Source organism: Chamaesiphon sp. OTE_20_metabat_361 (assembly GCF_031364565.1).
This window is the reverse complement of the sequence record NZ_JANLWO010000212.1, coordinates 1-26,896: the sequence shown is the minus strand read 5'-3', so window position 1 is coordinate 26,896 and position 26,896 is coordinate 1. Positions and strand designations below refer to the sequence as shown.

The following is a 26,896-nucleotide window of genomic DNA, read 5'->3' as shown; positions in this document are numbered from 1 at the left end:
AGGGGAGGGAGCAAGCCCCCCCTTTATAAGGGGGGGGTAAACCCAGCGAAAACGAAGCAATACACGGCAGCCTTGGAAAGAAGAACAGTTAAACCGATACTATTTATTGCGGCACCCAGACCGATACAGAGCCGCCATTACAGCGAAACTCCGCCCAGCCATCATCATTGGTGACGATCGGGTCTTTGACGTGTTCGGTAATGTCTACATAGGTGCAATTGGGATGACCGATTTCCATCCACTTGGTACCGCCTTCGCCATTAGTCAGCACCACAGCCATACCGCCGGGATGGGACTCATCGCCCGCCCGCGTCCAGCCGATCGTATTCGGATGGTCGAAGTAGTCGCGTTGTTCGCCGTAGGCATAGTTTTGACGGGCATACAAGAACTTATCAATCAGGAATTGATGGCAATCCATCCAGATTTCATACTCATTGCCGTCCTTATTGTCTTTATAGTGTGCGCCATAATAATCACCGTAAAAAATACAGGGATAACCAGCTTCCCGCAACAAGATCAACGCATACGCCAAGGGTTTAAACCATGGTTCGACGATCGATTCGAGCGACTGAAGCGGCTGCGAATCATGATTTTCGACTAAAGTTACAGCCAGTGCTGGCTGCTGCTGTACTAAAGTATTGTCGAAAATTTTGGTCATATCGTAACCTGCGCCGCCTTGACTGGCAACGTGGAAGTTGTAATGCAGCGGTGCATCAAATAGTTGAACTTTACCTTCAGTAGTTTCGATGAAATGATGGAGTGCCTCAGTTTCATAAGACCAGTATTCACCGACTGCAAATAAATCGCGCTTGGCATACTGACGGACATGTTCTAGCCACTCTTGAAAGAACTTTGCCGAGACATGTTTGACAGCATCAAACCTAAAGCCATCGATATCGGTAGTGTCATACACCCATTCGCCCCAATGTTTTAGTTCGTCTACGACTTCGGGATTTTCCATGTCCAAATCGCAACCCATTAGGTAATCGAAATTACCCTTTTCGAGATCGACATTTTGGTCGAATGACTTGCCCTTGAGCAAATAAATTGCGGAGAGTCCATCATCTTTGGCGTTGTAATCGATCGCATCAAAATGCCACCAGTGCCATTCCATTTGCGAATACTTACCGTCGCGTCCGGGAAAAGTAAAGTGCGTCCAAGCTTCGATCTTTTGGTATTCACCTACCGTCTCATTCCGGTTATCCATATCAAATGGTGTCGCTTCTACCTCTTCAGATCTATCAGCACCCATTTTGTGATTGAATACGACATCAGCATAGATCTGGATGCCTGCGGCTTTGGCTGTCTGGATCGCTTTGATATATTCAGCTTTGGTGCCATATTTAGTCCGTACCGAACCTTTTTGATCGAATTCACCCAGATCGAATAAATCGTAAATCCCATAACCAACATCCATGCCGCCCCCAGTGCCCTTATATGCTGGCGGCAACCACAAAGACGTAATCCCCGCCGCCGCTAGTTCACTAGCTTTTTCGGCTACTTGATTCCAAAGACTACCATCGTCTGGATTGTACCAGTGGAAGTACTGCATCATTACACCGTTATGTTCAGACATGATTGATATTTATGGGTGAATTATTGGTAAAAATTAACGAATTGATAATGTCGTTGTTTATTTATTGTCGCTGGCAGTACATTGGCTTGTCTATCTGGCATTGGGGACATTTCTAAGACTATCTAAAACTTAGCTATATCTATCAATGGATAGATTTAATGTCTGTATTTATCTATCTTTGGATAGATGGTTTAATTTAACCATTTCTTAAATTTAACTACATTCTGAAATCAAACATAAACTAAAATTAATCACTCGGCAAGATTTAATCTATTAAACTGCTTAGCTAAAATTTGACTTACCGATTATTAATCTCTACCGATATAAATAGATGCTCGATTGGAAATTCCATTGATAAGTATATCGATTGAGCGATCTCCTTTAGAGATATATAAACTACAACTGAAGAGTAGTAATTTTTTAGGTAAATAAAACTATGAAATCGATCGCAACAGTATTGGGCACTAATTTAAAACGGTACTTAGTCCAAGGTATTTGTGGATTGGCGATCGCTTTATCGGTATGGCAGGGGATATCCTGGGGATTAGATTCAGCTTTAGCAGCGTCCTCGATCGAGAAACTAGTCGTACCAGATGCGATCGGTGATAACCGAGCGGAAGTTATCGAACAACTCGCAGCAAAAGAAGATTTAGCAACACATCAAGCCAAATCAAACACGGATGCACCCAAAGATCCGGCGCGATCGCTACTCGAAACCTCAGAAACTGGGGTGAAGATCGATGCTGACAAAGCTGAAAAGTATAGCGGTGACACGCCGGAAATTGTCAAGGGAAATGCCGATCGGAATACTGAGCAAGCCGAAAATTTCTCCAAGAATACTACTAAAAATATCAAAAAAGTGTTGGGCTTCTAGTCCCAACTAATGCGCCAGTCGATCGGTCAGATATCCTCTCAGTGGCAGTCGCTCGGCGGCTAATGTTTGGTTACTTAACTCAGGTATTCTGACCTCAGCTAGATCGCTGCGATCGTCAGCTCAATTTTAAATTTAAATACATAAATCCTCCCTACAACTCCGAGCCAGTCAATAGTGCGATCGGTGGCGATGGCTCGATCCAGTAGCACTTAGTGGTGCGGTTAGGGCGATCGAATTCGCACTACATTCACTCAGATGACTTGCAGACAATATCTGCAAGTCATTTTTGTGCGTCCACATCGAGCGATTGCTTGCCCCCCCTCTCAGACAAAATACCGATCGAGAACGCCGCAGTGATGTTTTTAGAGCAAATTGGGGCAACCTAAGAGTGTGCTGCTTATCGGCTTGGAGAGCGGACACCAGTAAGCCATCTCGAAGCCCTGCTATGCCAATAGGCTCTATGTAAAGCTCGATCGACAGCTACCAAATAAGCAATTAATTCTCAATCTAGCTAGCACTTTTAATAACGAAAATAAGGGGATTCAAAGTATGACTGGGGCGATCGCTTTACCTAACTTGAATAAAGTTCGAGTTGTGCTGCCAACAAACCCAGATTGGCAAAAATACTTAAATAATTTGCCTCATGATTTTTATCATCTAGCTGGGTATTTAGAACTAGAAGCCCAACGCTATGAAGCTACGGCAGAAGCGATCGTTATCGAGGATGATGCAGAAGTATTCTTTTTACCATACCTCCTCCGCAATTGCGATTGCCCCGGCGCTCTAGTTTATGATGTGATTTCACCCTATGGTTATCCCGGCATGTTAGTCAGTCCCGCCGGACAAAATCCGCAATTTATCGATCGCTGCTTGCAGACAATCTATCGCTATTGGCAAGAACGAAATATTTGTTCGGCATTTTTGAGACTGCATCCGATTTTGAATAGTTATTTCATCGATCGCACATCAAACGATCGACATGAATCCAACCGATCGATCGAAGTAACAGAACGCTTGCACCATCGCGGCGATGTCGTGATTTGCGACTTAACTAACGATCTGGAAGATATCTGGAAGCAAATTAGATCCAGTCATCGTACCAAAATTAATAAGTTAAAACGGTCTGGATTTATGGTCGCGATGGTACCAGTCGATCGCTATCTAGAGGTATTTATCGAGATCTATCGCGAAACGATGAATCGCGTCAATGCCACCCCCAGTTACTATTTTACGCAGGATTATTTCGAGCGGTTTGTAACAGCATTGGGTAATGGCGTGCAGCTCTGTGTCGTAGAAGTAGACGGTCAAATTATTGCAGCTAGTTTGATTACCGAATTTAGCGGCATCGTTCAATATCATCTCGGGGGTACGCGGACAGAATTTTTGCCCTATTCACCTACCACACTGGTCTTTGACTATGTAATCAAATGGGCCAAACAACGCCAAAACCGCTACTTTAACTTAGGCGGTGGACTTAACGGACAAGATTCACTTTATCACTTTAAAATTGGCTTCTCAGACCTTACCAAATCTTTTGCCACCCTAGAAACGATCGTCGATTGCCAACTTTACGATCGACTCACCGCCCAAAGAGCCGAATCATTAGGTCTGACGACATCAGCACTTAACAATACATCTTTTTTCCCAGCCTATCGCGCAAATTGACGCCAATTTGCGGAGAAATAAGATTGCTTTGGTGCCACACGATCCTGTCAGTGGCGGCGATCGAGCCACCTAAAATAGTAGCTGCTAGCATCAAAAAAAACCTCAATTATCGAGCGAGTAAATCCTCATTAATTCCCTCGCTAGAGCGCTGACATTTAGATCGATCTGGGTATAATAACTAAACATAATGATGTCAGCACTCAATTTTCAGCTATCTATTACCTCTGGCAATGACAAAACCTATCTTACTCTCCACTCCACATATGGGCGATCGCGAACAGCAATTCGTCACTGAGGCTTTTGAAACTAATTGGATCGCGCCAATTGGCCCTCATGTTGATGCCTTCGAGCGAGAGTTCTGCCAAAAAGTAGGTTCGAGTCATGCGACTGCGGTTAGTTCGGGTACGGCTGCCCTCCATTTAGCCCTCCAACTAGTCGGTGTCGGTGCTGGCGATGAAGTGTTTTGTTCGAGCCTGACTTTTTCCGCTAGTGCCAATCCGATCGTGTATCTCGGTGCCAAGCCAGTCTTTATCGATAGCGACAGAACATCGTGGAACATGGATCCCCAACTGCTCCAAGCTGCCTTAGCACAGCGAGCCGCTGTGGGTAAACTCCCCAAAGCAGTAATTCTCGTCCACTTATACGGTCAAAGTGCCGATATCGACCCGATCCTCACAGCTTGCCAAGAGTATGGCGTAGCGGTCATTGAAGACGCCGCAGAAGCTCTCGGCGCAACTTATAAAGGTCGCTCGCCTGGTACTTTTGGGACGATCGGGATTTTCTCATTCAATGGCAATAAAATCATCACCACTTCCGGCGGCGGGATGTTGGTATCCGAAGATGCCAGCCTGACTTCCAAAGCCAAGTTTTTGGCAACCCAAGCACGCGATCCAGCACCCCATTACCAACATTCGGAAATCGGCTATAATTACCGCCTCAGCAACGTCTTAGCCGGAATCGGACGCGGACAACTGATGGTACTAAACGATCGCGTTGCCGCCCGTCGCCGCAATTGTGAAGTCTATCAGCAAGCACTAGGACATCTACCCGGGATTCAATTTATGCCAGAAGCACCGTGGGGGAGTGCGACTCGCTGGTTGACTTGTCTGACGATCGATCCTACCGCTTTTGGTGTCGATCGCGAACATGTCCGCCTAGCTTTGGCTGAAGCCCAAATCGAAGCCCGTCCCGTCTGGAAACCACTCCACCTCCAACCGATTTTCGCCCAGTACGATCGCTTCGGGGGTGAAGTTGCCGAAGACCTATTCGATCGCGGACTGTGCCTACCTTCTGGCTCCAATCTATCCGATGAAGATCTCGCCTGCGTAATTGATGAGTTTGTCAAATGTGCGCGGGGGTAGAGGGGAGAGGGGAGATGGGAGATGGGAGATGGAAGATGGGAGAGGGTAATTACTTCGCCTAAATTCTAGTCTAATAACTCCCAACTAAAATCTTGGATACAGTGAATGCCGCTTTACGCCTCACACAGATCGAACCATACGCAGGAGAGTTTGAGAAGGCGGCGACCGAAATCACGCGGAGGTTCCCTCCGCATGTGTTTCGGTCAAGACGCGTTCCGCCTGTCTTGTCTCGCTAAACCCTCGGGGAACCCGAGGAGCGCGAGCCGCTTTCAACGGGGGGTCTGGGGGTCGGAGCGATGCGCGATCGTTGGGTTCCCCAACGGTTTAGCGCATCAAGACAACCCCCAGATCCGGGTTCTGTCTCCGCTAGGAAAATCGCAACTTACAGATTCCTACAGTTTGCCGATTCGCTTACTACCAGAATCTGTAGGTTGAGTAGAGTTAGGTTGTGTTGAAGAATGAAACCCAACACACTCACTCATCGTGTTTACGCGCTAAAAAGATATGCAACAGACAACCGATCGAGATAATGCTACCAGTTTAGTAGATCGCATTGTCGCCAGAGCAATTGGCGATCGCGCCTCGCATTTGTATTTTGAACCACAAGCACGATCGCTCCAGATTAGAATTCGCCAAAACGGCTCCCTCCAAACCGCCATCCAAAACCTGCCTCAAGACCTAGTTCAGCCGACGACCGAATATCTCAAAGAACTCGCTTACCTCGATAACACCTCCGCTCCCCAGACAGGCACGATCGCCAAATCTGGTAAATTCGGTCTGAAACTCGAAATTACCACCCTCCCAACGCAATTTGGCCAGCAAATTACGCTCAAAATTGTCTACGATCGACAGTCTCCACCCGCACTAGAGCAACTTATCCTCGATCGCGAATCATTCGCCCAGATCGATCGACTCATCCACAGTACCTGCGGCTTAGTCCTGTTTGTCGGCGAACGCGCTAGCGGCAAATCAACCACTCTCTATGCCAGTTTAGCCGCCATCCAGCGACCGGATCTGAGTATCTTCGAGATCGATCGACAGCCGAAATATACCGTTCCCAGCATCAACCACATTAGCATCCCCAGCAACTTGGACGATCGCGCCTACGCTCAGACGATCGACACCTGTGTGAGCCAACAGCCAGATATCCTCGCTGTTGGCATCGATAGTTTGCCCACTGCTCGCGCCGCTCTTCAAGCCGTAGCGCGAGGCTGCCTAGTCTTTGCCACCGTCCCCGCCACTACTGCTGGCAAAGCAATCGCCCAACTCATCGCCTTGGGTATCCCCCCAGCCCAACTCTACACTGCCACGATCGGCATTATTGCCCACAAGCAGCTCCAGCAGCTCTGTCCCGATTGTCGGCTCCCGGAGCAGCCCAGCGGCGACTTAGCACACCTGGGCAGTACGCTCTTGAGCTTGCACCAGCAACCCTATTATCGCGCCCAAACTCTGAGTCCCCGCGAGATCGAAAGTAGCAAACGGACAGGCGAACTGTGCGTCCACTGTCAGGGAATTGGTTATCGCGGCACGATCGGTATTCAGGAGGTACTAACCGTCACAGATCGGCTCAAATCAACAATCTTACAAGGCGATGCCGAAGCGATCGATCTCGCCGCACAGGAGACTGGAATGCGATCTTTTCTGGATCTAGCTGTCAGCCTATTTCGCGCAGGTAAAACGACATCCGCCCAACTGAAGCGATGTATCGACCCCAGAATTTTATTGCAAAATCAACTAAACACCATCAACCCTAGCTCGGGCGATCTGGTAGGCAATGACATGGCAAGTTTAGAAGCAGCTTTGTACTGGAAACAACAGGCGATCGCCTCAAAATCTGAGTACGAAAAGCTCTTAGCAGAATTAGAAAGCTATCAACAAGAATCTGACGAATTCGAGCAACGCATCAAACAGAGTCGATCGCAAGTAGAGCAAGGTACGCGGGTAGAAATTGCACTGCAATTATTATCAGTAGTCGATGTGATCGAACTCGCCCGTACCTCGATTAAACCGCAAACCGATCGCGAATCAGCCATTCAAAAAGGCTACTCGATGTTGGAGACTAAAATGCTCGCCAGCATCAAAGAAATCGGCGTTCGGATCGTCGAAACTAGAGGTTATCAATTTGACGCTCGCCGTCATGAAATCGTCCGGGAAGTAAGTACGTCCGAATCCGCCCCCGGCACAATCATCGCCGAGGTAAAACGCGGCTATACATTCGGCGATCGCGTTTTACGTTTAGCACAAGTCAAGGTAGCCGTTGCCCCTAAATAGCGGCGACATCACGCGGCGCTACCGCTAAATATATGCACGAAAAACTCGATTTGTCAATGATAAATGCCTAAACTTTTATTAACCAATCCATTGGTGGTAATGAGATATCTAGTTTAAATTAGACAAACTTAGATCTATTTTTTAATATTTAATTTTATGACTACTGGTGACTTATCTAGTCCAGAAACGGGGCAAGATTGGAACTATAGCAAAGCCCTGCCCAAATTGAATTTACTGACAACCATCCGGTTGGGATTGTTTCAAATGGGCTTGGGGATGATGTCAGTGATGGTATTTGGCGTCCTCAATCGGGTGCTCATCAAAGAATTAGCCGTACCGAGTACGATCGCCACGGTGATTCTCGCCCTCACTCTCTTCGTTGCGCCAGCCCGAATTATCTTCGGACAACTTTCTGATACCAAGCCCCTATTTGGCTACCATCGGACTTGCTACATCTGGCTGGGTGCGGCAGGACTGGCTATTAATGCGATCGTGGCAGTGCAAATAATGTGGCAACTCGGCGCGAGTCTCAAATTAGCGGGTTGGACGTTGGCGACTTACGGCTGGGCGGGATTACTAGGGGCAGTTTTTGCCCTATATGGTTTGTCAGTGAGCATGTGCTCGACACCATTTGCGACATTACTAGTAGACATCACCGATGAGGAAGATCGATCGAGAGTAGTAGCCGTAGATTGGTCGATGTTGATCGGCGGAACGATTGTCGGTGCGATTACGATCGGCGTATTATTAAGATCTCTAGAACTTAATGCCACAATCGCCCAAGTTCAAGTCCAAATCGATCGCTTATTTCTGATTATTCCGGCGATCGTTTTAGGCTTAACTTTAATCGCTACTTGGGGCGTCGAGCGCAAATATTCGCGGTTTATCAATCGCGTCACCACGCCGCATCAAGGCTCGCATTTATCCCTGGGGCGTGCTTTAGCCATTCTCACCGCCAGTCGCCAAACTCAGGTATTTTTTACCTTTCTCGTCGTCATGACACTCGGATTATTCATTCAAGATCCGATTCTCGAAACCTATGGCGGCGAAGTATTCGATCTGCCTGTCGGCAAAACTGCCAGCCTTAACGCTTATTGGGGTGGCGGTACCTTATTGGGTTTAAGTGCGGCGGGATTCTGGTTCATCCCCAAGCTCGGCAAACAAAAAACCGCCCGCTTGGGTTGTATGCTAGTGGCAGCATCGATGCTCTTGCTCATCGCTTCCGGTTTTACGCACAATCCTAAATTTCTCCAATTGGCGCTGTTAATATTTGGAATGTGTTCGGGATTGGTGACGACTGGCGCAATTAGCCTAATGCTGGATCTGACAGTGCCCGAAACAGCCGGGACATTTATCGGTGCGTGGGGCTTATCTCAAGCCTTAGCCAAAGGCTTAGCGACGGTGTTTGGCGGTATCGCATTAGATCTGGGCAAGTCAATTGCGCCAAATGTTGTCTTCGCCTACGGATTCGTATTTAGCCTACAAGCCTTGGCGATGATTATTGCCGTGAAATTACTCGATCGGGTGAATGTCCGCGAGTTTCAAACTACTGCTAAAGATACCATCAAAGCCACGATCGCCGCAGATCTAGATTAATCGGCTGTCAACTCGATCGACAATAGCTTCAAACCGATTAAAATAAAGAATATGCACCCATCATTCTAGTCAATGATTATGCTCCCAGCAACAGAGATCGTCGGTACATGGGAGGAAATTCTCCAGCACAGCAATACACTTGTGGGTAAACGGGTCAAGTTAACTTTACTTGATGACAATTCTTTGGTGCCTAATCTACCCATGTTAGATCGAGCATCATTGCTAAAATTACCACGAGTGGAACGCGATCGAATTTTAGCCGCACGTGCTGAAGCGATGGCACCAGAATACGAGCTAGATCCAGATTGGAGGGAGTTTTTAGGCGGTGACTTCATTGAGTATTGACGTTTTACCGCTCAGATCGGATATCTGGTTAGTTAACTTAAATCCAACGATTGGATCGGAGATTCGCAAAACTCGTCCGGTAGTGGTAATTAGTGTTGATTCGACCACCCTGGGGGTGCGCTTGCGCGTTCGGCAAATTACCACTTAAACTAATTGCCCCTCTGACTGATTGGAAGCAGCATTTTGAACTCAATCCTTGGCAAGTTCGAGTAGAGCCAGATGCAAATAATGGGTTGACAAAAACTTCTGCCGTAGATGTCCTGCAATTACGGGGAGTGGACTTACAGCGATTTGTTCGCAAGTTAGGCATTTTACCTTCTGAAATCATGAGAGAAATCAATTTAGCGATCGCTTTAGTTGTAGATTTTGATTGACGATCGAATTTCAAGGATCTAGAGGATCGACCAAATCACTGACATTGCAAATCGATCGACTAAGGCAAAGGACGTTGACGAATTCGATCCCGTTCGACGATCGTAAACCATCCCTCAATCTGCAATTTCTCAATCTGAAACAGATTCAATAATATTGCTGCTGGTTCTTCTAGTGTATGCGGATGCAGATAGTACAGGTGTGTAATAGACATCTTCTTTGATACACTCTGCGGCAAAGGCGAATACGGCTTGGATCGATCGAGTATTCAGTGTTGGGTAGTTTTCTAAAACCTGTTGTGCTGTCCACCCTTCTGAAAATAGTCCGAGAATGAATTCAACGGATAGTCGCGTCCCTTTGATTACTGGCTTTCCAAGCAGAATTTTGGGATCTGAATGAATATATGTTTTCCAGTCCATGATTTTGTTTATCTCTATGGCTTTCGTCTATTATCCTCGATTTGCTTGGGTTGTTGCTATGAGATCGAGTCTCAAGGATCTAGAGACTCGATCGAATTACTGACTTTACAAATTGAGAGAGAAAATACCTGAATCAATTACTGTATTTGGTTTTGAATTATTGGACATTATCCATTTTCAATCGAATCTCAGTTTCAATTATCCGGCATTAGTGACAGTAGCTGGTCGCTCTCGAAGCTGAGTCCCTACGTTTAATTTCTTCCTGTAAGTCAGAGAGTATATCTCCGATTGGATGAATTGCTTTTAAAATGACCTGCCCTCTATTTTTACCAGTGAGTTTGATAATTGTTTCTTGCAGAGACTCATCCGAACAAATCCAGTACAATTGTTCACCACAGAAAATCAAGAACTTTCCAGAGAGTGCTGTGTCAAATCCATATTCTCGAATATAGTTGACAACCTTTCTAATCTCCTGCATGGACAATTGCGTTCTGAGTGCAGCGATAACTCTTAGCTCAAGAACTTGATTAAGACTGTAGAGAACGACTGGATGGCTCTCGCTACCGAGCTTTGTTGGTTCAACAACACCAGACTTATCTAATCGGCTTAACTGTCCTGAACTCAGACATGTCAGCTTCAAAACCTCCTGCCGTGAAAATACGTTTTCCATAATCAACTTAGCTCCCTATGCGAAAGCAGGCAATGGCAGTTGCCATAAGTAGCCTTACTTCTATGTCTTGATTGTACCCGAAGCAGCAACACTATATTGCTATCTCCACAATTTTTGTTAAAACACACAAAGAAAAATTAATCGGCACTTTGTCTCGCAATTTACTAAAACCGAAATATGTCAGTTATAATGAAAGCGTCGCAAGTTACAGCTTCCGACGCTTTCCATAAATACAGGTTGGGGGTTCAATATTAAATTGAAGCCTACCCCCTAGCCTTCTTCTACAATTTAGGCTTCTAAATGAGCAAAATGAAACTCGTTACATACGACCTTAACACACCAGGGCAAGACTACCGAGTTATCCATGAGGCTATCAAATCTCTGGGTGAGTGGTGTAAGCCTATGGAATCTACGTGGTTAATCAATACTAATTTGAGTGCAAACCAGATTAGTGAACGCTTACGTCAGTGTCTGGATCAAAATGATCGTCTATTAATTGTAGAGATCGATCCTTCTACTGCTAACGGATGGTTATCAAAAGATGTTTGGGAGTGGATTCAAACTCGGGCAAAGCTCTACAGGTAGAAAGTTGTGGCGAATGATTAACACTCAGTGATTAAACACTGAGTGTTAATCATCGTTGGGTGAGAAAGGATATCGCTCGTAGAAAAGCGATCTCCTTTCTTATATTCCACAAATTGAAATAGCTTCCTAGTAGAATACACTGGGTTGTTATTGCTGAAGCCAAAAATGGCACAATAGAGGGATAGCTTATACTTGCCTCTCTATATTAAAGTCCTATGTCTGCTCTCAAACTCAGTGGTGCCGAGATCCGTCAAGCCTTCCTCGATTTTTATAGCCAGCGGGGGCATCAGCCGTTGCCGAGCGGTTCCTTGGTACCGGAAGATCCGACGGTGTTATTGACGATCGCGGGGATGTTACCATTTAAGCCGATCTTCTTGGGTCAACGTCAGCCCGATTTTCCCCGTGCGACGACTTCTCAGAAATGTATCCGTACCAATGATATCGAGAACGTCGGACGGACGGCGCGGCATCATACATTTTTTGAGATGTTGGGCAATTTTAGCTTTGGGGACTATTTTAAGGAACAAGCGATCGCATGGGGTTGGGAAATCTCGACGCAGGTGTTTAGGCTGCCGCCGGAGCGGTTGGTTGTCAGCGTGTTTGAGGATGACGACGAAGCTTTTGCGATCTGGCGGGACAAGATTGGCGTGAATCCCCTGCGAATTAAGCGGTTGGGTGCTGATGATAATTTTTGGGTGTCGGGGCCGACAGGGCCTTGTGGGCCATGCTCTGAGCTTTATTATGATTTCCATCCCGAATTGGGAAATGACAATATCGATTTAGAGGATGACAGCAGATTTATTGAGTTTTATAATCTGGTGTTCATGCAATACAACCGCGATGTTGATGGCAATCTCACACCGCTGGCAAACAAGAACATCGATACGGGGATGGGTTTGGAGCGGATGGCGCAAATTCTTCAGGATGTGCCGAATAATTATGAGACGGATTTGATTTTCCCGATCGTTCAAACTGCGGCGGATATTGCCGGAATTGATTATTTTAGTAGCGATGAAAAAACCAAAACTTCGTTGAAAGTAATCGGCGATCATATTCGCGCGATCGTGCATATGAATGCGGACGGAATTCGCGCATCAAATGTCGGACGCGGTTATATTTTACGCCGCTTATTAAGACGGGTAGTTCGGCATGGACGATCGATCGGAATCGATGACCACTTTACAGCCAAGGTATCCGAAACAGCAATCGCATTATCGGAATCAGCATATCCAAATGTTCGATCGAAAGCTGATAGTATCAAAGCCGAATTACAACGGGAAGAAACCCAATTCCTCAAAACCTTAGAACGCGGCGAGAAACTCCTAGCCGATTTAATTACCGATGTCAAAGCAAAAGGAATTGCTCAGATTAGTGGTGCAGATGCCTTTAAGTTATATGGTACTTATGGTTTTCCATTAGAATTAACTCAAGAGATTGCTGAAGAACAGGATTTGACGGTGGATGTTGAGGGTTACGATCGGGCGAAAGAGGAAGACATAAAGAACACTCCCGATCCCCACGGAGAGATCGATCTGACTGTACAGGGTACACTCGATAGTTTTGCCGAACACCTCCAGGCGACGGAATTTGTCGGCTACAAGTCGATGAATAGTCAAGCGGAAGTCGTCGCATTATTAATTGGTGGTGCCGCCGATACCGAAGCGGATGCTGGTACGAATGTCCAAATTATTCTCAATAAAAGTCCCTTCTACGCCGAATCTGGAGGACAAATTGGCGATCGCGGTTACTTGTCAGGCGATAATTTATTAGTCCGGATCGATGATGTCAAGAAAGAGTCAGCATTCTTCGTTCACTTCGGATCGATCGAACGTGGAAACCTGCGAGTCGGCGATACAGTTACCGCCCAAATCGACACCGCTTGTCGTCGTCGCGCTCAAGCCAATCATACCGCAACCCACTTATTACAAGCAGCTTTAAAACTCCTGGTAGATCCTGAAATTTCTCAAGCAGGTTCGTTAGTTTCATTCGACAGGTTGCGGTTCGATTTTAACTCTCCTCGTGCCCTCACACCTGCGGAAGTTCAACAGGTGGAAGAGTTGGTAAATACCTGGATTACCGAAGCACATTCAGCCGAAATTGAAGTCATGCCGATCGCGCAAGCTAAGGCTAAAGGAGCGGTAGCCATGTTTGGTGAAAAATATGGTGATGAAGTTCGCGTCATCGATTTCCCTGGTGTATCGATGGAATTGTGCGGTGGTATCCATGTGAATAATACCGCCGAAATTGGGGCATTTAAGATCGTCTCTGAAGCGGGTGTTGCTGCTGGAGTACGGCGGATCGAAGCGGTAGCGGGTAATGCAATTTTGGACTATCTCAATGTCCGCGATAAAGTAGTCAAAGAATTGAGCGATCGGTTTAAAGCTAAACCCGAAGAAATCCTCGATCGGATCTCGACAATGCAAACCGAACTTAAAGCCAACCAGAAACAATTGGAGATGGTGAAGGGCGAACTGGCGATCGCGAAATCCGAACAATTACTAACTCAATCCCAAACTATTGGCGAGTTTAAAATCATTATCGCCGAACTGGGTGATGTTGATGCTAGTGCGCTCCAAACTGCGGCAGAACGGTTATTAAATAAACTGGGAGAAGGCGCGATCGTCCTGGCTTCAATTCCCGAACCAGATAAGGTTAGTTTGGTGGCGGCTTTTAGTAAGGGGGTAAATGCCAAGGGTTTACAGGCTGGGAAGTTCATCGGCAATATTGCCAAGATCTGCGGCGGTGGTGGCGGTGGACGACCGAATTTGGCTCAGGCTGGGGGACGGGATGCCAGTAAGGTGAAGGAGGCTTTGGGGGTGGCTAAGGCGGAATTGGAGGCGGGTTTGGGTTGATGGTGGGGTGGCGTGCGGTTGAAACCGCCGTTTGTGATGCAAAACCCGCCTACGCGGGTTGGGGATTTTAGTCCGCGAAGGCGGACTTTGCAGCATGAGCGACGATTTCAATCGTGCGGTATTCGATCGTGCTATTAGTATTAAAAATTTATTAGAGATGATGAGGTAAAACAGATTGACTCTAATCAAAGATACTGACCATTTACAAATTAATAACTGTAAAATTTTCCAATGTACCCAAACATGGAATCAATTAGAGCCGACCGAAAATAGTAAGGCTCGATTTTGCCAAGAATGTGAGAAATTTGTTTATCTTTGTCAAAATGTGGAAGAACTGCATTTTCACGCAAATAGACTCAATTGCGTTACTTTCTCAGAAAAGTTAGATGATTATTGGTGGGATGAATTATCATGGGGCACTCCAAAAGGTGAGGGAGGTGAAAGAGAATGGATGTGGATGGGTCATTTTTTACCTCCAGATTATACTGGGCCGACAATGACTTTATATCTCAATCCAACCTACAATCTAGATTGTACTCAAATTGACTTTTTGTCGCGTGCATTCGATCTAGATATTGCAAATTACAGATTAAGAGAGATACTTTGCGACGGACAGACACATGTTCTTAAGCAAAATGTTCATCCAGGCATAGCGGAATCTTTGGGTGAAAAACTCAAAAATCATCAAATAGAATATCAATTATCGATCGATCCTGAGTAAAGATCGATATTAGTTAGCGATCGAAATCCCCACTCACAATCCAAAACCCGCCCACGCACGTTAAGCAATCCCAGTCCGCGAAGGCGGACTTCGCATCACAAGCGACGATTTTAATCGTGCGGTATTCAATCGTGCCCCCTCATCGCACCATCTAAATCGGCTCCCAATCAGAAATCAAAGACTTTTGACGATGATGTTCCTCCTGCCCATCGATATACTCACACAAATCATCCACCCCATTCTTACTCACCGTCAAAGCACCATAACTACCCTGCCATTTGAATAAGAAATCTGGTCGAATCTCATGGTTTATGAAATGCGAAGAACTCCCCTTCACCTGTTTGACAAAATCCGCAAGTGAAATAGTTGGATTTAAAGTTGCCAGCAAATGAACGTGGTCGCTAACCCCGCCAATTCTAATTACTTCGCATTTCAAAGATTTGCATTCTTCTCGAATTACCTTGTACGCGGCATCTCGAACCTCTGGAATTAACATCGGTTGTCTATCCCAAGTTGACCAGATATGGTGAATATAGATGCGGGTGAAATTTGAGGGCATTTTGACGATCGATCTCAAAATTGATAACCTTAATATGCCCGAATTGAGTGGGGGATCGATCGTCCTAGATTAGGCAGCGGTTGAAACCTCCGCTGGTGATGCAAAACCCGCCTACGCGGGTTTAAGGAATCTCAGTCCGCGTAGGCGGACTTTGCAACATGAGCGACGATTTCAATCGTGCGGTATTCCATCGATCGAAGCCCGATCTAATTTGAAGATCGAGTTAGACCCTCTTCAATCCAAATTAGTCGCGATCGTTACTCCAAATGAAGTCAGCAGGTGATGATTGTTTTGGGTCTAAATCGTGGCTGAGTAATACGGTTTTTTGGGTAAAATTTGCATTACCCATCCGCCGCTTGACGCGATCGGGAATACCATAGCCATAGATAATGTGCGAGCTACCAGCAATTGTGATTATCTGACGATCGGGATTTTGCTTGGCAAAATTAGCTACCCGTTCCGCCATCGTTTCATCCCATAATAATTGAGCTGTATAAAACCTGTCAAAACTTTTACTGGCGATCGAGACGATGCCAGCATGTTGTTGATAACTAGCCAAAATCATCTGTTGATAAGTGAGATTGCTACGATCGATATCGGTAATTGGCGGGATATATTGGCGTTCGGTAGCAGTTAAGCTTTCTAAGCCTTCTTTGCCAGTTTTGCGGGTAATTTCGGTAGGTGTATTGAGGGCGATAACTGGCAGTTTGTTAGCTTTAGCAAATTCGAGAATCTGTAAGTAAGACTCCCATTTAAATCCCCACCGTTTGTCAAATTCCGATCGCTGGCGTAATTGAGCCGCAGTAATTTTTCCAGCTAAATAGAGATCGAGTAATGGCTGCGCGGGACGTTGAAACATTTCCATGCCGATCGCTTGGCGTGGGTTATGCTGGAAGAGAGTCTGAATAATTGCTAGCTGTTTATCGCGATCGGACTCGCTATCGTGAGTTTCGCCTAGATATACCACCCGCGCAGTTTTTAGCTGCTCGATGATGTCAACTTGTTGGGGCGTAAATCTGACATCGCGATATGTCGCGATCGATCCGGCATTGGCAATCGGGAGCGATACGATCGTATTGCTAACGACAACTACAATTAACCCCCAAACAAGTGCGGCAATCCGGCGTATATTCATCTCAACAGTGCATACTAATATCTAGTTAGGATAACGCACAATCTCTGTAACCGCATCGCTCGATAGCAGATTATAACTATGACAGAATCTACGGATATTCGTCCGCCCAGTTCTTCCGATAGCGCGATCGAAAAATTGAGTTATCAAGCCATGTCAGCCAATTGGTTTGAGTATCCGATCGTCGTGTATCCCCATCATACCGACTATGGCGGCATCGTCTGGCACGGAACATACTTGATTTGGATGGAAGAGGCGCGGGTAGCCTGTCTCAAATCGATCGGGATTGATTTTGCCGATTTGGTGGCGATGGGGTGCGATTTGCCCGTAGTAGATGTGTCGGTGCGCTATCACCACGCTCTAAAAATGGGCGATACGGCGATCGTCAATACGCGGACTGTCGATATGGAAGGCGTGCGGATTGTCTGGGAGTACGAAATTCAGTCAGTAGATCGACAGGTTATCTATCTCTCAGGGATGGTGACGCTAGTAGCTGTCGATCGGGAAAAGGGTAAAATTATGCGTCAATTACCCGCGACAGTTAGGGAAGCACTGGTGAAAATGCGCGAATAGCCGTACCCGTTATCTGTTACCGAAAATAATACCGCATTTTTTTCATAAGACTGCGCTACTACCGAGATATTGCCATCCTGGGGAGTGTGCCCGATCGCATTACCGACCAAATTGACGATAACACGTCGCAACTTATCCGCATCGGCCAGACATCTCAAATCCACATCTGTATGCCAAGTCAAGGATATCTGCGATCGATCGGCAAGTGGTCGCATTTGCTCGCAAGCATCGGCGATAATCCGATCGGGATCGGTGTCGATCTTATTTAAGGCGGGCGGGTATCGATCGCACAAAAAGCGCCCAGAGTATAACCTCGGCAATCGCGATCGACCAAGGATACCAGCGATATGGGGGTCTTCAGGATCGAGCTAGCAAGCCTGGTGAAGCGATCGAATATCGCCTCTACCGGGCTATCTAACAGCGCGGTAGCATCTAATTCGGCTAATCGATCGAGTTGAATTTGGCTGGCAGTTCTCTGTTCGTCGGTAGCCATCAATGCTTACTCCAGATATTTGCTGGTATCTTCAGAACAGGTTCATGCTCGGACGATCTGTGAATGTCATCACTATATTAACTAGATTATATCTACGACTCGTACCCGCTCGATCGCCAAGATGACGATCTCAACTAACCCCCACCATCGCTGTTAACAAGATCGATCTTGAGTAATGCCACTTTTGGTAATACGATCTACCAAGCAGCTCCTAAACTACTCACTGTATATATGACTACATTCACCCCGATCGAACATCTCAATTTACCTAATTCGCCCCTGTTTGGTACCGATGGTATTCGTGGTAGAGTCGGTGATGTCCTCACCGCTAACTTGGCGCTCCAGGTGGGTTACTGGGCGGGAATGGTCTTACGTCAGGCGGCGATCGATACGGATCGGGATGTTGGGCCGATCGTCATCGGGCAAGATTCGCGCAATTCTAGTGATATGTTGGCGAGTGCGCTGGCTGCGGGGCTGACTTCGGCGGGGATTGAGGTCTGGAATTTTGGATTGTGCCCCACGCCGGGAGTCGCCCATCTGACGGCGACCAGCGATGCGATCGGCGGCGTGATGATTTCCGCCAGCCACAATCCGCCAGAAGACAACGGAATTAAGTTTTTTGGTACTCACGGCACAAAACTCACTAAGGACTTGCAAGCCGCGATCGAGGCGGGAATCAGAGGACGATCGGGAGCCAATATCGAACCAGAAAACTGGGGTCAGCTCTACTTCACACCGGAATTAATCGCGCAGTATCTAGCGGCGATGCAAGATTCGCTGTTACCAGATGCTAGCTTAGCGGGGATGAAGATCGTCCTCGATCTGGCTGCTGGCGCCGCAGTCAAGGTAGCTCCCGAAATTTTTGCTAAGTTGGGCGCCGAATTAATTTGTCTTAATGATGAGGCTGATGGCGATCGGATTAATGTCAATTGTGGTTCGACTCATTTGGGAGCTTTGCAAGCTGCGGTGATCTTACATCAGGCAGATATCGGCTTTGCTTTCGATGGTGATGCCGATCGCGTTTTAGCTGTAGACAATCTCGGACGTAAGGTGGATGGTGATTATATTCTCTATTTCTGGGGGCAATATCTCCGGAAACAAGGGCTGCTCCCGAATGATGAAATTATCACCACAGTGATGGCAAATCTGGGCTTCGAGCGGGCTTGGCAAGCATTGGGTGGCAAGATAGTCCGCACGGCAGTGGGCGACCAGTACGTCCAAGCGGAGATGGCGAGCTGCGGTGCGATGCTCGGTGGCGAACAGTCGGGGCATATTCTCTCACCCCAACATAGCGTCAGTGGCGATGGTACGCTCACAGCCCTTCATCTAGCAACGATCGTCCAGCAGTCGGGCAAATCCCTCGCCGAGCTAGTCGATAATAGCTTTCAAACCTATCCGCAAATCCTCCACAATGTCCGCGTAGACGATCGCGAAGCCCGTCTCAATTGGGCAAAATGCCAGCCGTTACAGGACGGTATTGCCGAAGCCGAAGCCGAGATGGGCAACACCGGACGGGTACTCGTGCGCGCCTCGGGTACCGAACCCTTAATTCGAGTGATGGTAGAGGCTGAAACGATGCAAAAGACTGAGTACTGGACGAAATATCTAGTCGCGATCGTGGAAAAACATTTTTAGGTCGGCAATTTATAATAATGTAGTGTACGAGTAAAAATAGTAAGTATATCGTTAGTGCTATAACTAAGATCTCATCACTATTGACCCATAACCAATTTGACTGACGCTTATTTATTGGTATCTCATGGTAGTCGCGATCCGCGTCCACAGATCGCGACTAGCTTATTGGCAGAGCAACTAAGTTTATGGCTGCAAAATGTTGGCGGACTGAGATCGCCACTAGTGGCTGCTGCTCAGTTAGAACTGGCAGCAGTTCCCCTACATCGACAGATCGGTAATTTTGCCAGTCAGTGTCAACAGCAGGAGATCGATCGAGTGGTGATTCTGCCACTATTTTTGATCCCAGGCGTGCATGTAATGGAAGATATTCCCGCAGAGGTAGCACTTGCCGAGCTGGAGATTGGTGACAAAGTTAATTTAGTCGTTGCCGATTATCTGGGTGCCAATGCCGACTTTATAAATTTGTTCGCTCGGAACCGTTCTGGTTTACCCGATCGGAGTATTATTTTAGCTCATGGTAGTCGCAGATCTGGTAGCAACCAGATCGTCGAACGACTGGCACATGACTTGGATCTCACCCCTGCTTATTGGTCGGTAGCTCCGAGTTTAGCCGATCGAGTTACCATGACGATCGCCACAGGTGCGACTGAGATTGGGATCTTGCCTTATTTTCTCTTCTCCGGTGGCATTACTGATGCGATCTCGGCAGCGATCGCGCAACTAAGAATGCAGTTTCCCGAGATAAAATTAATTTTCGGCGAACCGATCGGTAACAGTCCAGCATTAGCCGCCACGATCGGGAAAATCTTTGCTGCACAAACATCCGCAAAAGTCAATAGTGCCTGATAAATATCTGTCGAGCGGTATTTCGCACCGAGCGCAGCCGTTAGCGGTAGCCTGATGTAAAGTATATTGTCGATTTACCCTCGATCCCCTATCCCCTACTTCCAGAAAAGTGACAGACACAGTTGGCAAAGTCTATTTAGTCGGTGCGGGGCCTGGAGATCCTGGGCTGCTGACAATTAAGGGTAAAGTATTATTAGAATCGGCTGATGTAGTTATTTATGATGCCCTTGTCAGCGCCGAAATTGTGGCGATTATCGCCCAGAGTGCGGAAAAGATCGATGCTGGCAAACGGATGGGTAGACACTCGCTACTCCAGCAAGAAACTACGGAATTATTAATTGAAAAAGCCCGCAGCCACGCTGTTGTGGTGCGACTCAAAGGTGGCGATCCGTTTATCTTCGGACGCGGTGGCGAAGAAATGGAAGATCTGATCGCCGCAGGTATCCCAGTCGAAGTAGTGCCCGGTGTGACTTCGGGAATTGCGGCTCCAGCCTATGCTGGTATTCCCCTGACGCATCGCAATTATAGTTCTTCGGTGATTTTTGTAACCGGGCACGAAATGGCGGGTAAATACCGTCCTGGCGTCAATTGGCAAGCGATCGCTCAAAGCGCCGAAACTATTGTAGTATACATGGGCATCCACAATCTCGATCGCATCAGTCAGGAATTAATTACGGCTGGATTGGCAGGTAGCACCCCAATTGCATTGGTACGGTGGGGCACTACTCCTCAACAACAAGAATTAGTCGCTACTTTAGAAACGATCGTCGAGCAAGTAGAACTAGCGCGGTTTAGTGCGCCCTCGATCGCGATAATTGGCAATGTTGTCAAGTTACATGAGATCTTAGGTAGCCATTATTCCCATCACGATCGAGCAGTAATCTAGTGGCCTTGTCGAGAGGCTAATTTTTCAAAATGTGCTTGAGTCTGATAGAGAAATAATTCTCGACCATCGACAGCATTAGTGAGAGTCGGAACTAGGTTGCGAGCTTGAAGCGCCATGTGCATTTGTAGATGAGCTACATAGTCACTCATTTCTTCACCTGCTGCTAGTTGCAAGTCTAGGGCAGTCTGGGCGAAATTTTTCTCCATCACTGAATTTCTTTTGTTTAAAGATTAGGATTGATGCGTCAGCTTTCTTACCAATAAAGCTAACATACTCGATCGGCTCTATCTATACTTTTGCAATGAAGATTAACAAATAAAGGAGCTTTGAATATGGCTAGTGCCAGCGCATTTTTAGAGCAAACATAGTCTTGCCTTACCCTTTACCCCTTACCCTTTACCCCTTACCCACCTCCCATCCATCGTTATCCCCTGTTAGAGTAGAATTCGGAAGCAAACCAGTCTACAAGAAATACCTTCAACGCGATCCATGAAACGACTCAAGCGTTATCTCATTATGACAGCCACGATCGCGATCGCGATCGTCGGGATTAGATTTACTCAAGAGATCGGCGATTGGAGCAAGCTGCTAACATATGAGCCACCGCCAGAGATTGCGAAACTTGCCACTAGTGCCACGATGACAGATGCCGCTCGGCGACTATTTTATCTCAACCAGCCGACGATCGAAACGACAAAATCATCCCTCAATCTGTGCAAAGGTTCCGAGCATACGATCGTGTTAGGCTGCTATGTCACTAGTAAAGGAATTTTCCTCCAAGCTGTGACAGATCCGCGTTTGCAAGGGGTGATGGAAGTGACTGCTGCTCATGAGATGTTACATGCTGCATACCAACGCATGTCTATGTTCGAGCAAACAAAAATCAGTAAGCAGCTACGAGTAGTATTGAAGACACTTACCAATGCCCGAATTATCAAGTTAGTCGCCACCTACGAAAGTCAAGATCCGCGCTCTGTCGATAGCGAACTGCACTCGATCCTTGGGACTGAAGTGCGAAATCTCAGTCCAGAATTAGAAACCCACTACCGCCACTATTTTACAGATCGTTCGTCGATCGTCGCACTCTCCGAACGCTACGAAGGGATATTCACCACCCTCAAAAATAAAGCGAAAACACTCAGTCAACAGTTGCTAACCCAAAATCAAGCTTTAGAACAATTAGCCGATCGGGTCAAACAAGAAGGTAATATGGTGGAATCCGATCGATCGAGTCTACAATCCGAGATCGCAGCTAATCCCAGCAGTGATTATAGTGCCCGCATCTCAGCTTTTAACGATCGCGTGCGAAACTATAATCAAATAGTCATCCAACTCAAAGAGCAAACTGCCAGTTATAATCAACTGGTGACTGAACGTAATTCAATCAATCAAGAAGAAAAATCACTGTTTGAGTCATTAGAAAATAAATCTGCACGGCAAGTCGCTAAATAATGTCAAAATACTGTGGAGTAAAGATTAAAAATTCGGTTTTCAGCACCGAGTAAACATGCTCATCCTATCGACAATAGTCTGTTCTCCCATCTATTAGCGGTCGCCACAGATTGGGTCACACTCCCAGTCTCCCTCTCCCAGTCCCCTAACCCCTAATTAACATTGGATCGTCTGACTACTATCGCTCAAAAATTTGCTGGAGCAAGAGCAGTTACCGAGCTGCGGGCGTTCGGCAGTGGCAATATTAATGATACATTTCTCGTCACGATCGCCGATGACTTAGAACCGCACTTTGTCTTGCAACGCATCAATACTCATGTCTTCCAACAACCCGCGCTGGTGATGCAGAATATGCGGATTTTCACGCAGCATGTATGTGCCAAAATGCAGCGCGAACCGGAACAGGTAGCTAGACGATGGGCAGTACCGCGAGTACTACTAACAGTAGACGATCTCGACCATTGGGTCGAGCCTGATGGTTCCTATTGGCGGGCGATTAGCTTTATCGATGGTTCGGAAACGCTCGATATCATCCAAGATATCGCGCATGGGCGGGCTGTAGGCTATGCACTGGGCAGATTTCATTATCTCATTAGCGATCTCGATCCGACAAAGTTAGCCGATACGCTAGTCGGATTTCATATTACGCCTCAATATCTAGCAGATTATCTGCAAGTTTTGGCAGCAGCCACCCCGAGCGATAATCGCGAAGTAAATTATTGTCTGGATTTCGTGCGATCGCGGCAAGAGTGGGCACAAGTTTTAGAAAAGGCTAAAGATGATGGTAAGTTGCCTTTACGACCGATTCACGGCGATCCTAAAGTGAACAACGTGCTAATTTGCACCATGACTCAACAGGCGATCGGGATGATCGATCTCGATACGGTCAAACCGGGACTGGTACACTATGATATCGGCGATTGCTTGCGATCGGGTTGCAATCCGCTCGGTGAAGAAACTCCAGACTGGGAGCAAGTTCGATTTGACACGCCAATGTGTCGGGCGATTTTAGATGGCTATTTATCTCAGGCGCGGGGTTTTTTGAGTGGTGATGATTATGACTATCTTTTTGATGCGATTCGCTTGATTGCTTTTGAATTAGGATTGAGATTTTTTACAGATTATTTAGCAGGAAATGTTTATTTCAAAGTCAAATATCCCACTCACAATCTCGATCGCGCTCTAGTCCAATTTGGACTGACTGCGAGTATTGAAGCTCAAGAAGCGGAGATTCGATCGATTATTGAAGACTTGCGGAGATAAACGGGATGACCGATTTTAAACTACGTCCTTTCAGTACAGATATTACCTTACCTGCGATCGAACTGACCGGACAAATCGATTTTCAGGATAGATTGTTATCGATCGTGTATCATTTGCAAGGCAATCTAGAAACACTAATCATTCCCTCAGCTCATCCCACACCCAGCCGCAAGTTTGCACTCTGGGAATCTACTTGCTTTGAGTTCTTTATTGGCGTTCCCGGTAATGCTAACTATTGGGAATTTAATCTCTCTCCCGCTGGCGATTGGAATGTCTTTACACTGGATGATTATCGCCAAGGTTTGCAAAACGAATTAGCATTTACAGCATTGCCATTATCGATCGATCGATCGGCAACTTCGCTGGTATTAAAATCGATCGTCGATCTGAGCAAAATTTTTCCAGCAGCACCAGAACTAGAACTATCAGTAACGGCAGTAATTGAGTCAAGTCAGCATGAGCTGAGTTATTGGGCATTAACTCATCCTGGTACAGTTGCCGACTTTCACCGCCGAGATAGTTTCGTCCTCAAAATCTAAGTAGTTCTGGCTTTATTACCCGTTACCCATTACCCATTACCTCTCAATACGGTTCGGTTAAACAAATATTTGTGCCAGTTTTAGTCCGCGTAGGCGGACTTTGCAACACTAGCAACGATTTCAATCGTTGTGTAAAATCAAAGCAAGTTGCCAGACCTAATAATTTTGACAATCAACCATAGCCCTAGAATGCTCGCTGCGCTAAAAAGCACATTACTTAGCAGTTGCAATTGAGGAGTTTGAGCATTAGCTGAAACGATCGCGGCTCCGATGATTAGGGAACCGACTACGGTACTAAAGGATCGACGATTGGCGGCGTCATCGACACTATTTTGGATACCATCGAGGTTTTGAATGGTGATATTTAGTTTCAGTGTTTCGGAGCTAAAGCGATCGAGTAAAAAGCCTAATTGGCGCGGTGATTGGAGGGAAAGATTTTTTAATTCTAAGCCCGTTCTGAGGAGTGATTGCATCGGATCGCCACCGAAGAGTTGCCGCTGGAACATGTCATTCATTAGCGGGCGGACTTCTTCAAATAGATTGACTTCGGGGTTAAATTGTCGCCCGACGCCTTCGAGATTGGCGAGGGATTTGGCAAATAAACCGATATTGCTCGGCCAGCGCAGATTGTTGCGCCGTGCGGCTTGGAGGATTTCCGCGAAGGCTTCGCTGGCATTCATATTCTGCAAGCTGATGTTGTTGTACTTGTGCAGCAAACGATCGTAATCCCATTCCAGGCGGGAGAGGTTGAGTTCGCCCATCGGTTCGGCGAGTTGCAGGGTGATTTGGGCGCAGCGTTGGGAATCGCCATTGACGATCGCCAGAATCATTTCGACTAGCGCTGACTGGGTACGGGCATCGAGCCGCCCCATCATCCCACAATCGAGGACGGAAATTCGCCCATCGTCGAGATAGAAGAGGTTGCCGGGATGCGGATCGGCGTGGAATAAGCCATCCATTAGGTATTGTTGAAAGAAGGCGCGGAAGCAGAGGACGGTGAGGGCTTGTCGCTCCTGTCCGATATCGCCGTCATGATTTTTACCCGTCAGTCGTGCTGCGAGAATTGGTACGCCATCTAACCATTGAAGTACGAGGACTTTTTGAGTCGATAATTGCCGATCGATCTCCGGCACCATAATCTTGGTAGTATCGAACCACTTGCCCGCGAGGAGATTTTTGCGAAGTGCTTCGGTATAGCGGGCTTCTTGAGTGAAGTCTAGTTCGGATTGGAGCGCGGTACTAAATTCGTTAGCGAGAGCAACTAAGTCGTAACGTTTGCCAAAGTCAGTGCCAGAGAGCAATTTAGCAATCTGCTTAATCATGGCGATATCTCGCGTCACCAAACGATCGATCCCCGGACGTTGGACTTTGATGGCGACGATCCGACCATCTTTGAGGATAGCACGATGAGTTTGGGCGATCGATCCAGCCGCAACGGGGATAGTATCGATCTGACTAAAAATTTCTGCGGGTAGCTGGGGGAACTGTTGGATCAGGATTGTTTCGATTTCTTGCCACTCGATCGGTGGTACATTCGATTGCAGTTCGCTGAGAGCTTCGATATATTCGAGCGGGAGCAGATCTGGACGCGTACTGAGCAACTGCCCCAGCTTGACGTATACTGGCCCCAGATCGACCAAAATACTTCGCAAGATCTCTGGTGGTGGCACATCGACTCGATCTTCTGCTGACGAGGCTTTACCGATGGTCAGAGTTTGGCGCATAAAGTCCCAGCCATGATGCAGCAGGACTTCGGCGATCTCCCGCTGGCGAGAACTATCGATCTTGGTAATAGCTTGCATGAGCGAATAACTCCTGAAGGTATCGAGCTTTCTACCCGAGGAAATCTCGGCAATATTTTACCTGGCTCTAGACTGCGATTACCTCGCGGTGCGGCTACGCCAGTGCGCTCACAGCTTGCGCCAGTATCCATATATTGTATCTAGATCCACGTGCTGCATGTGGAGTACATTACCGATCGATCTGTCTACCCATAACGCTCGTCTCGGTCGAGCATGACGCTCTCACGTAAATCTCAATTCTCCATCCTAATAACCCAATTATCAATCATCAATTATCAATTATCAATTATCAATTAATTTAGCTATTCCCAAATTCTACTTGTCCCCAGATTTCTGATAAGAGTAGATCCTCACCGCTGCGATCGGGTAATGTCGTCCAGTGGTGGGGCAGAATAATCCGATCGATCCA

General features: G+C 46.8%; 26 protein-coding genes. 17 read left to right on the top strand and 9 right to left on the bottom strand.

Annotation, left to right across the window (positions count from 1 at the left end):
• Positions 1–103 precede the first annotated feature (103 nt).
• Entirely contained in the window at positions 104–1,576 is a 1,473-nt protein-coding gene (locus RMO35_RS06050) for an alpha-amylase (RefSeq protein WP_309739334.1), read from the bottom strand.
• Positions 1,577–2,012: 436 nt separating this feature from the next.
• Between RMO35_RS06050 and RMO35_RS06045 the strand changes: the two genes are divergently transcribed.
• The 8 genes from RMO35_RS06045 to RMO35_RS06010 all read left to right on the top strand — a co-directional run bounded on the left by RMO35_RS06045 (position 2,013) and on the right by RMO35_RS06010 (position 10,062).
• A complete protein-coding gene (locus RMO35_RS06045; protein WP_309739332.1) occupies positions 2,013–2,450 on the top strand; it encodes a hypothetical protein in 438 nt (145 codons plus the stop codon).
• Positions 2,451–2,999: 549 nt separating this feature from the next.
• Positions 3,000–4,115 carry a GNAT family N-acetyltransferase gene (locus RMO35_RS06040; protein WP_309739330.1) on the top strand — a complete coding sequence of 372 codons (1,116 nt, stop codon included), beginning with the start codon at positions 3,000–3,002 and terminating at the stop codon, positions 4,113–4,115.
• A gap of 230 nt (positions 4,116–4,345) precedes the next feature.
• Positions 4,346–5,476, top strand: a complete 1,131-nt coding sequence (locus RMO35_RS06035; RefSeq protein ID WP_309739327.1) for an aminotransferase class I/II-fold pyridoxal phosphate-dependent enzyme — start codon at positions 4,346–4,348, stop codon at positions 5,474–5,476.
• Positions 5,477–5,980: 504 nt separating this feature from the next.
• A complete protein-coding gene (gene grpE, locus RMO35_RS06030; protein WP_309739325.1) occupies positions 5,981–7,747 on the top strand; it encodes a nucleotide exchange factor GrpE in 1,767 nt (588 codons plus the stop codon).
• Between the two features lie 156 nt (positions 7,748–7,903).
• Positions 7,904–9,343 (top strand): BCD family MFS transporter, encoded by a 1,440-nt coding sequence (locus tag RMO35_RS06025; protein ID WP_309739323.1) that lies wholly within the window; start codon positions 7,904–7,906, stop codon positions 9,341–9,343.
• A gap of 78 nt (positions 9,344–9,421) precedes the next feature.
• Positions 9,422–9,688: a hypothetical protein gene (locus RMO35_RS06020; RefSeq protein WP_309739321.1), complete on the top strand. Its 267-nt coding sequence runs from the start codon at positions 9,422–9,424 to the stop codon at positions 9,686–9,688.
• The gene (locus tag RMO35_RS06015) at positions 9,669–9,836 is read left to right on the top strand and encodes a type II toxin-antitoxin system PemK/MazF family toxin (protein WP_309739320.1); all 168 of its coding nucleotides are present in this window, start codon (positions 9,669–9,671) and stop codon (positions 9,834–9,836) included. The genes RMO35_RS06020 and RMO35_RS06015 overlap by 20 nt, the downstream gene beginning before the upstream one ends.
• The gene (locus RMO35_RS06010; protein WP_309739319.1) at positions 9,781–10,062 is read left to right on the top strand and encodes a type II toxin-antitoxin system PemK/MazF family toxin; all 282 of its coding nucleotides are present in this window, start codon (positions 9,781–9,783) and stop codon (positions 10,060–10,062) included. Before RMO35_RS06015 ends, RMO35_RS06010 begins: the two co-directional genes overlap by 56 nt.
• A 129-nt stretch (positions 10,063–10,191) precedes the next feature.
• Here the strand turns inward: RMO35_RS06010 and RMO35_RS06005 are convergent, their stop codons facing one another.
• Both RMO35_RS06005 and RMO35_RS06000 read right to left on the bottom strand, forming a co-directional pair.
• Positions 10,192–10,479 (bottom strand): DUF433 domain-containing protein, encoded by a 288-nt coding sequence (locus RMO35_RS06005; protein ID WP_309739317.1) that lies wholly within the window; start codon positions 10,477–10,479, stop codon positions 10,192–10,194.
• Positions 10,480–10,687: 208 nt separating this feature from the next.
• Positions 10,688–11,149 (bottom strand): hypothetical protein, encoded by a 462-nt coding sequence (locus tag RMO35_RS06000; protein ID WP_309739316.1) that lies wholly within the window; start codon positions 11,147–11,149, stop codon positions 10,688–10,690.
• A gap of 800 nt (positions 11,150–11,949) precedes the next feature.
• Between RMO35_RS06000 and alaS the strand changes: the two genes are divergently transcribed.
• Entirely contained in the window at positions 11,950–14,586 is a 2,637-nt protein-coding gene (gene alaS, locus RMO35_RS05995; protein WP_309739314.1) for an alanine--tRNA ligase, read from the top strand.
• Between the two features lie 175 nt (positions 14,587–14,761).
• The gene (locus RMO35_RS05990; protein WP_309739311.1) at positions 14,762–15,307 is read left to right on the top strand and encodes a hypothetical protein; all 546 of its coding nucleotides are present in this window, start codon (positions 14,762–14,764) and stop codon (positions 15,305–15,307) included.
• Positions 15,308–15,458: 151 nt separating this feature from the next.
• Here the strand turns inward: RMO35_RS05990 and tnpA are convergent, their stop codons facing one another.
• Both tnpA and RMO35_RS05980 read right to left on the bottom strand, forming a co-directional pair.
• Complete coding sequence (tnpA, locus tag RMO35_RS05985) at positions 15,459–15,866, bottom strand: IS200/IS605 family transposase (protein ID WP_309739309.1); 408 nt, start codon at positions 15,864–15,866, stop codon at positions 15,459–15,461.
• Between the two features lie 244 nt (positions 15,867–16,110).
• Positions 16,111–17,001 carry a ChaN family lipoprotein gene (locus tag RMO35_RS05980; protein WP_309739307.1) on the bottom strand — a complete coding sequence of 297 codons (891 nt, stop codon included), beginning with the start codon at positions 16,999–17,001 and terminating at the stop codon, positions 16,111–16,113.
• Positions 17,002–17,079: 78 nt separating this feature from the next.
• Between RMO35_RS05980 and RMO35_RS05975 the strand changes: the two genes are divergently transcribed.
• Positions 17,080–17,571, top strand: a complete 492-nt coding sequence (locus RMO35_RS05975; protein ID WP_309739305.1) for a thioesterase family protein — start codon at positions 17,080–17,082, stop codon at positions 17,569–17,571.
• Here the strand turns inward: RMO35_RS05975 and RMO35_RS05970 are convergent.
• Positions 17,523–17,864, bottom strand: a complete 342-nt coding sequence (locus RMO35_RS05970) for a HAMP domain-containing sensor histidine kinase (protein WP_309739302.1) — start codon at positions 17,862–17,864, stop codon at positions 17,523–17,525. The two genes, RMO35_RS05975 and RMO35_RS05970, sit on opposite strands and share 49 nt — an antisense overlap.
• A complete protein-coding gene (locus RMO35_RS05965) occupies positions 17,837–18,064 on the bottom strand; it encodes a hypothetical protein (protein ID WP_309739300.1) in 228 nt (75 codons plus the stop codon). The genes RMO35_RS05970 and RMO35_RS05965 overlap by 28 nt, the downstream gene beginning before the upstream one ends.
• A 231-nt stretch (positions 18,065–18,295) precedes the next feature.
• Here RMO35_RS05965 and glmM point away from each other — a divergent pair, with 231 nt between their 5' ends.
• The 3 genes from glmM to cobA all read left to right on the top strand — a co-directional run bounded on the left by glmM (position 18,296) and on the right by cobA (position 21,431).
• Entirely contained in the window at positions 18,296–19,699 is a 1,404-nt protein-coding gene (gene glmM / locus RMO35_RS05960; protein ID WP_309739298.1) for a phosphoglucosamine mutase, read from the top strand.
• A gap of 96 nt (positions 19,700–19,795) precedes the next feature.
• Positions 19,796–20,545, top strand: coding sequence for a sirohydrochlorin chelatase (locus tag RMO35_RS05955; RefSeq protein WP_309739295.1), 750 nt, complete (start codon positions 19,796–19,798; stop codon positions 20,543–20,545).
• 109 nt (positions 20,546–20,654) lie between these two features.
• Positions 20,655–21,431, top strand: a complete 777-nt coding sequence (cobA, locus tag RMO35_RS05950) for a uroporphyrinogen-III C-methyltransferase (protein ID WP_309739293.1) — start codon at positions 20,655–20,657, stop codon at positions 21,429–21,431.
• On the opposite strand, the gene RMO35_RS05945 is transcribed toward cobA, so the two are convergent.
• Positions 21,428–21,637 (bottom strand): hypothetical protein, encoded by a 210-nt coding sequence (locus RMO35_RS05945; protein WP_309739291.1) that lies wholly within the window; start codon positions 21,635–21,637, stop codon positions 21,428–21,430. The genes cobA and RMO35_RS05945 overlap by 4 nt on opposite strands.
• Positions 21,638–21,920: 283 nt before the next feature.
• Between RMO35_RS05945 and RMO35_RS05940 the strand changes: the two genes are divergently transcribed.
• The 3 genes from RMO35_RS05940 (at position 21,921) to RMO35_RS05930 (ending at position 24,685) form a co-directional block, all read left to right on the top strand.
• A complete protein-coding gene (locus RMO35_RS05940; protein WP_309739290.1) occupies positions 21,921–22,883 on the top strand; it encodes a hypothetical protein in 963 nt (320 codons plus the stop codon).
• 162 nt (positions 22,884–23,045) lie between these two features.
• The gene (locus tag RMO35_RS05935; RefSeq protein ID WP_309739287.1) at positions 23,046–24,146 is read left to right on the top strand and encodes an aminoglycoside phosphotransferase family protein; all 1,101 of its coding nucleotides are present in this window, start codon (positions 23,046–23,048) and stop codon (positions 24,144–24,146) included.
• 5 nt (positions 24,147–24,151) lie between these two features.
• Complete coding sequence (locus RMO35_RS05930; RefSeq protein ID WP_309739285.1) at positions 24,152–24,685, top strand: DOMON-like domain-containing protein; 534 nt, start codon at positions 24,152–24,154, stop codon at positions 24,683–24,685.
• Between the two features lie 137 nt (positions 24,686–24,822).
• On the opposite strand, the gene RMO35_RS05925 is transcribed toward RMO35_RS05930, so the two are convergent.
• A complete protein-coding gene (locus tag RMO35_RS05925; protein ID WP_309739283.1) occupies positions 24,823–26,487 on the bottom strand; it encodes an AarF/ABC1/UbiB kinase family protein in 1,665 nt (554 codons plus the stop codon).
• Between the last annotated feature and the right edge of the window lie 409 nt (positions 26,488–26,896).

Excerpts from the sequence above, each read along its gene's own strand:
- RMO35_RS05940 (WP_309739290.1), top strand. The coding sequence starts at position 21,921 with ATGAAACGACTCAAGCGTTATCTCATTATGACAGCCACGATCGCGATC.
- grpE (WP_309739325.1), top strand. The coding sequence starts at position 5,981 with ATGCAACAGACAACCGATCGAGATAATGCTACCAGTTTAGTAGATCGC.
- RMO35_RS05965 (WP_309739300.1), bottom strand. The coding sequence starts at position 18,064 with ATGGCTACCGACGAACAGAGAACTGCCAGCCAAATTCAACTCGATCGA.
- glmM (WP_309739298.1), top strand. The coding sequence starts at position 18,296 with ATGACTACATTCACCCCGATCGAACATCTCAATTTACCTAATTCGCCC.
- alaS (WP_309739314.1), top strand. The coding sequence starts at position 11,950 with ATGTCTGCTCTCAAACTCAGTGGTGCCGAGATCCGTCAAGCCTTCCTC.
- RMO35_RS06025 (WP_309739323.1), top strand. The coding sequence starts at position 7,904 with ATGACTACTGGTGACTTATCTAGTCCAGAAACGGGGCAAGATTGGAAC.
- RMO35_RS05945 (WP_309739291.1), bottom strand. The coding sequence starts at position 21,637 with ATGGAGAAAAATTTCGCCCAGACTGCCCTAGACTTGCAACTAGCAGCA.
- RMO35_RS05980 (WP_309739307.1), bottom strand. The coding sequence starts at position 17,001 with ATGAATATACGCCGGATTGCCGCACTTGTTTGGGGGTTAATTGTAGTT.
- RMO35_RS05925 (WP_309739283.1), bottom strand. The coding sequence starts at position 26,487 with ATGCAAGCTATTACCAAGATCGATAGTTCTCGCCAGCGGGAGATCGCC.
- RMO35_RS06005 (WP_309739317.1), bottom strand. The coding sequence starts at position 10,479 with ATGGACTGGAAAACATATATTCATTCAGATCCCAAAATTCTGCTTGGA.
- RMO35_RS06020 (WP_309739321.1), top strand. The coding sequence starts at position 9,422 with ATGCTCCCAGCAACAGAGATCGTCGGTACATGGGAGGAAATTCTCCAG.
- RMO35_RS06035 (WP_309739327.1), top strand. The coding sequence starts at position 4,346 with ATGACAAAACCTATCTTACTCTCCACTCCACATATGGGCGATCGCGAA.
- RMO35_RS06050 (WP_309739334.1), bottom strand. The coding sequence starts at position 1,576 with ATGTCTGAACATAACGGTGTAATGATGCAGTACTTCCACTGGTACAAT.
- tnpA (WP_309739309.1), bottom strand. The coding sequence starts at position 15,866 with ATGCCCTCAAATTTCACCCGCATCTATATTCACCATATCTGGTCAACT.
- RMO35_RS06045 (WP_309739332.1), top strand. The coding sequence starts at position 2,013 with ATGAAATCGATCGCAACAGTATTGGGCACTAATTTAAAACGGTACTTA.
- RMO35_RS06040 (WP_309739330.1), top strand. The coding sequence starts at position 3,000 with ATGACTGGGGCGATCGCTTTACCTAACTTGAATAAAGTTCGAGTTGTG.
- RMO35_RS05975 (WP_309739305.1), top strand. The coding sequence starts at position 17,080 with ATGACAGAATCTACGGATATTCGTCCGCCCAGTTCTTCCGATAGCGCG.
- RMO35_RS05930 (WP_309739285.1), top strand. The coding sequence starts at position 24,152 with ATGACCGATTTTAAACTACGTCCTTTCAGTACAGATATTACCTTACCT.
- RMO35_RS06000 (WP_309739316.1), bottom strand. The coding sequence starts at position 11,149 with ATGGAAAACGTATTTTCACGGCAGGAGGTTTTGAAGCTGACATGTCTG.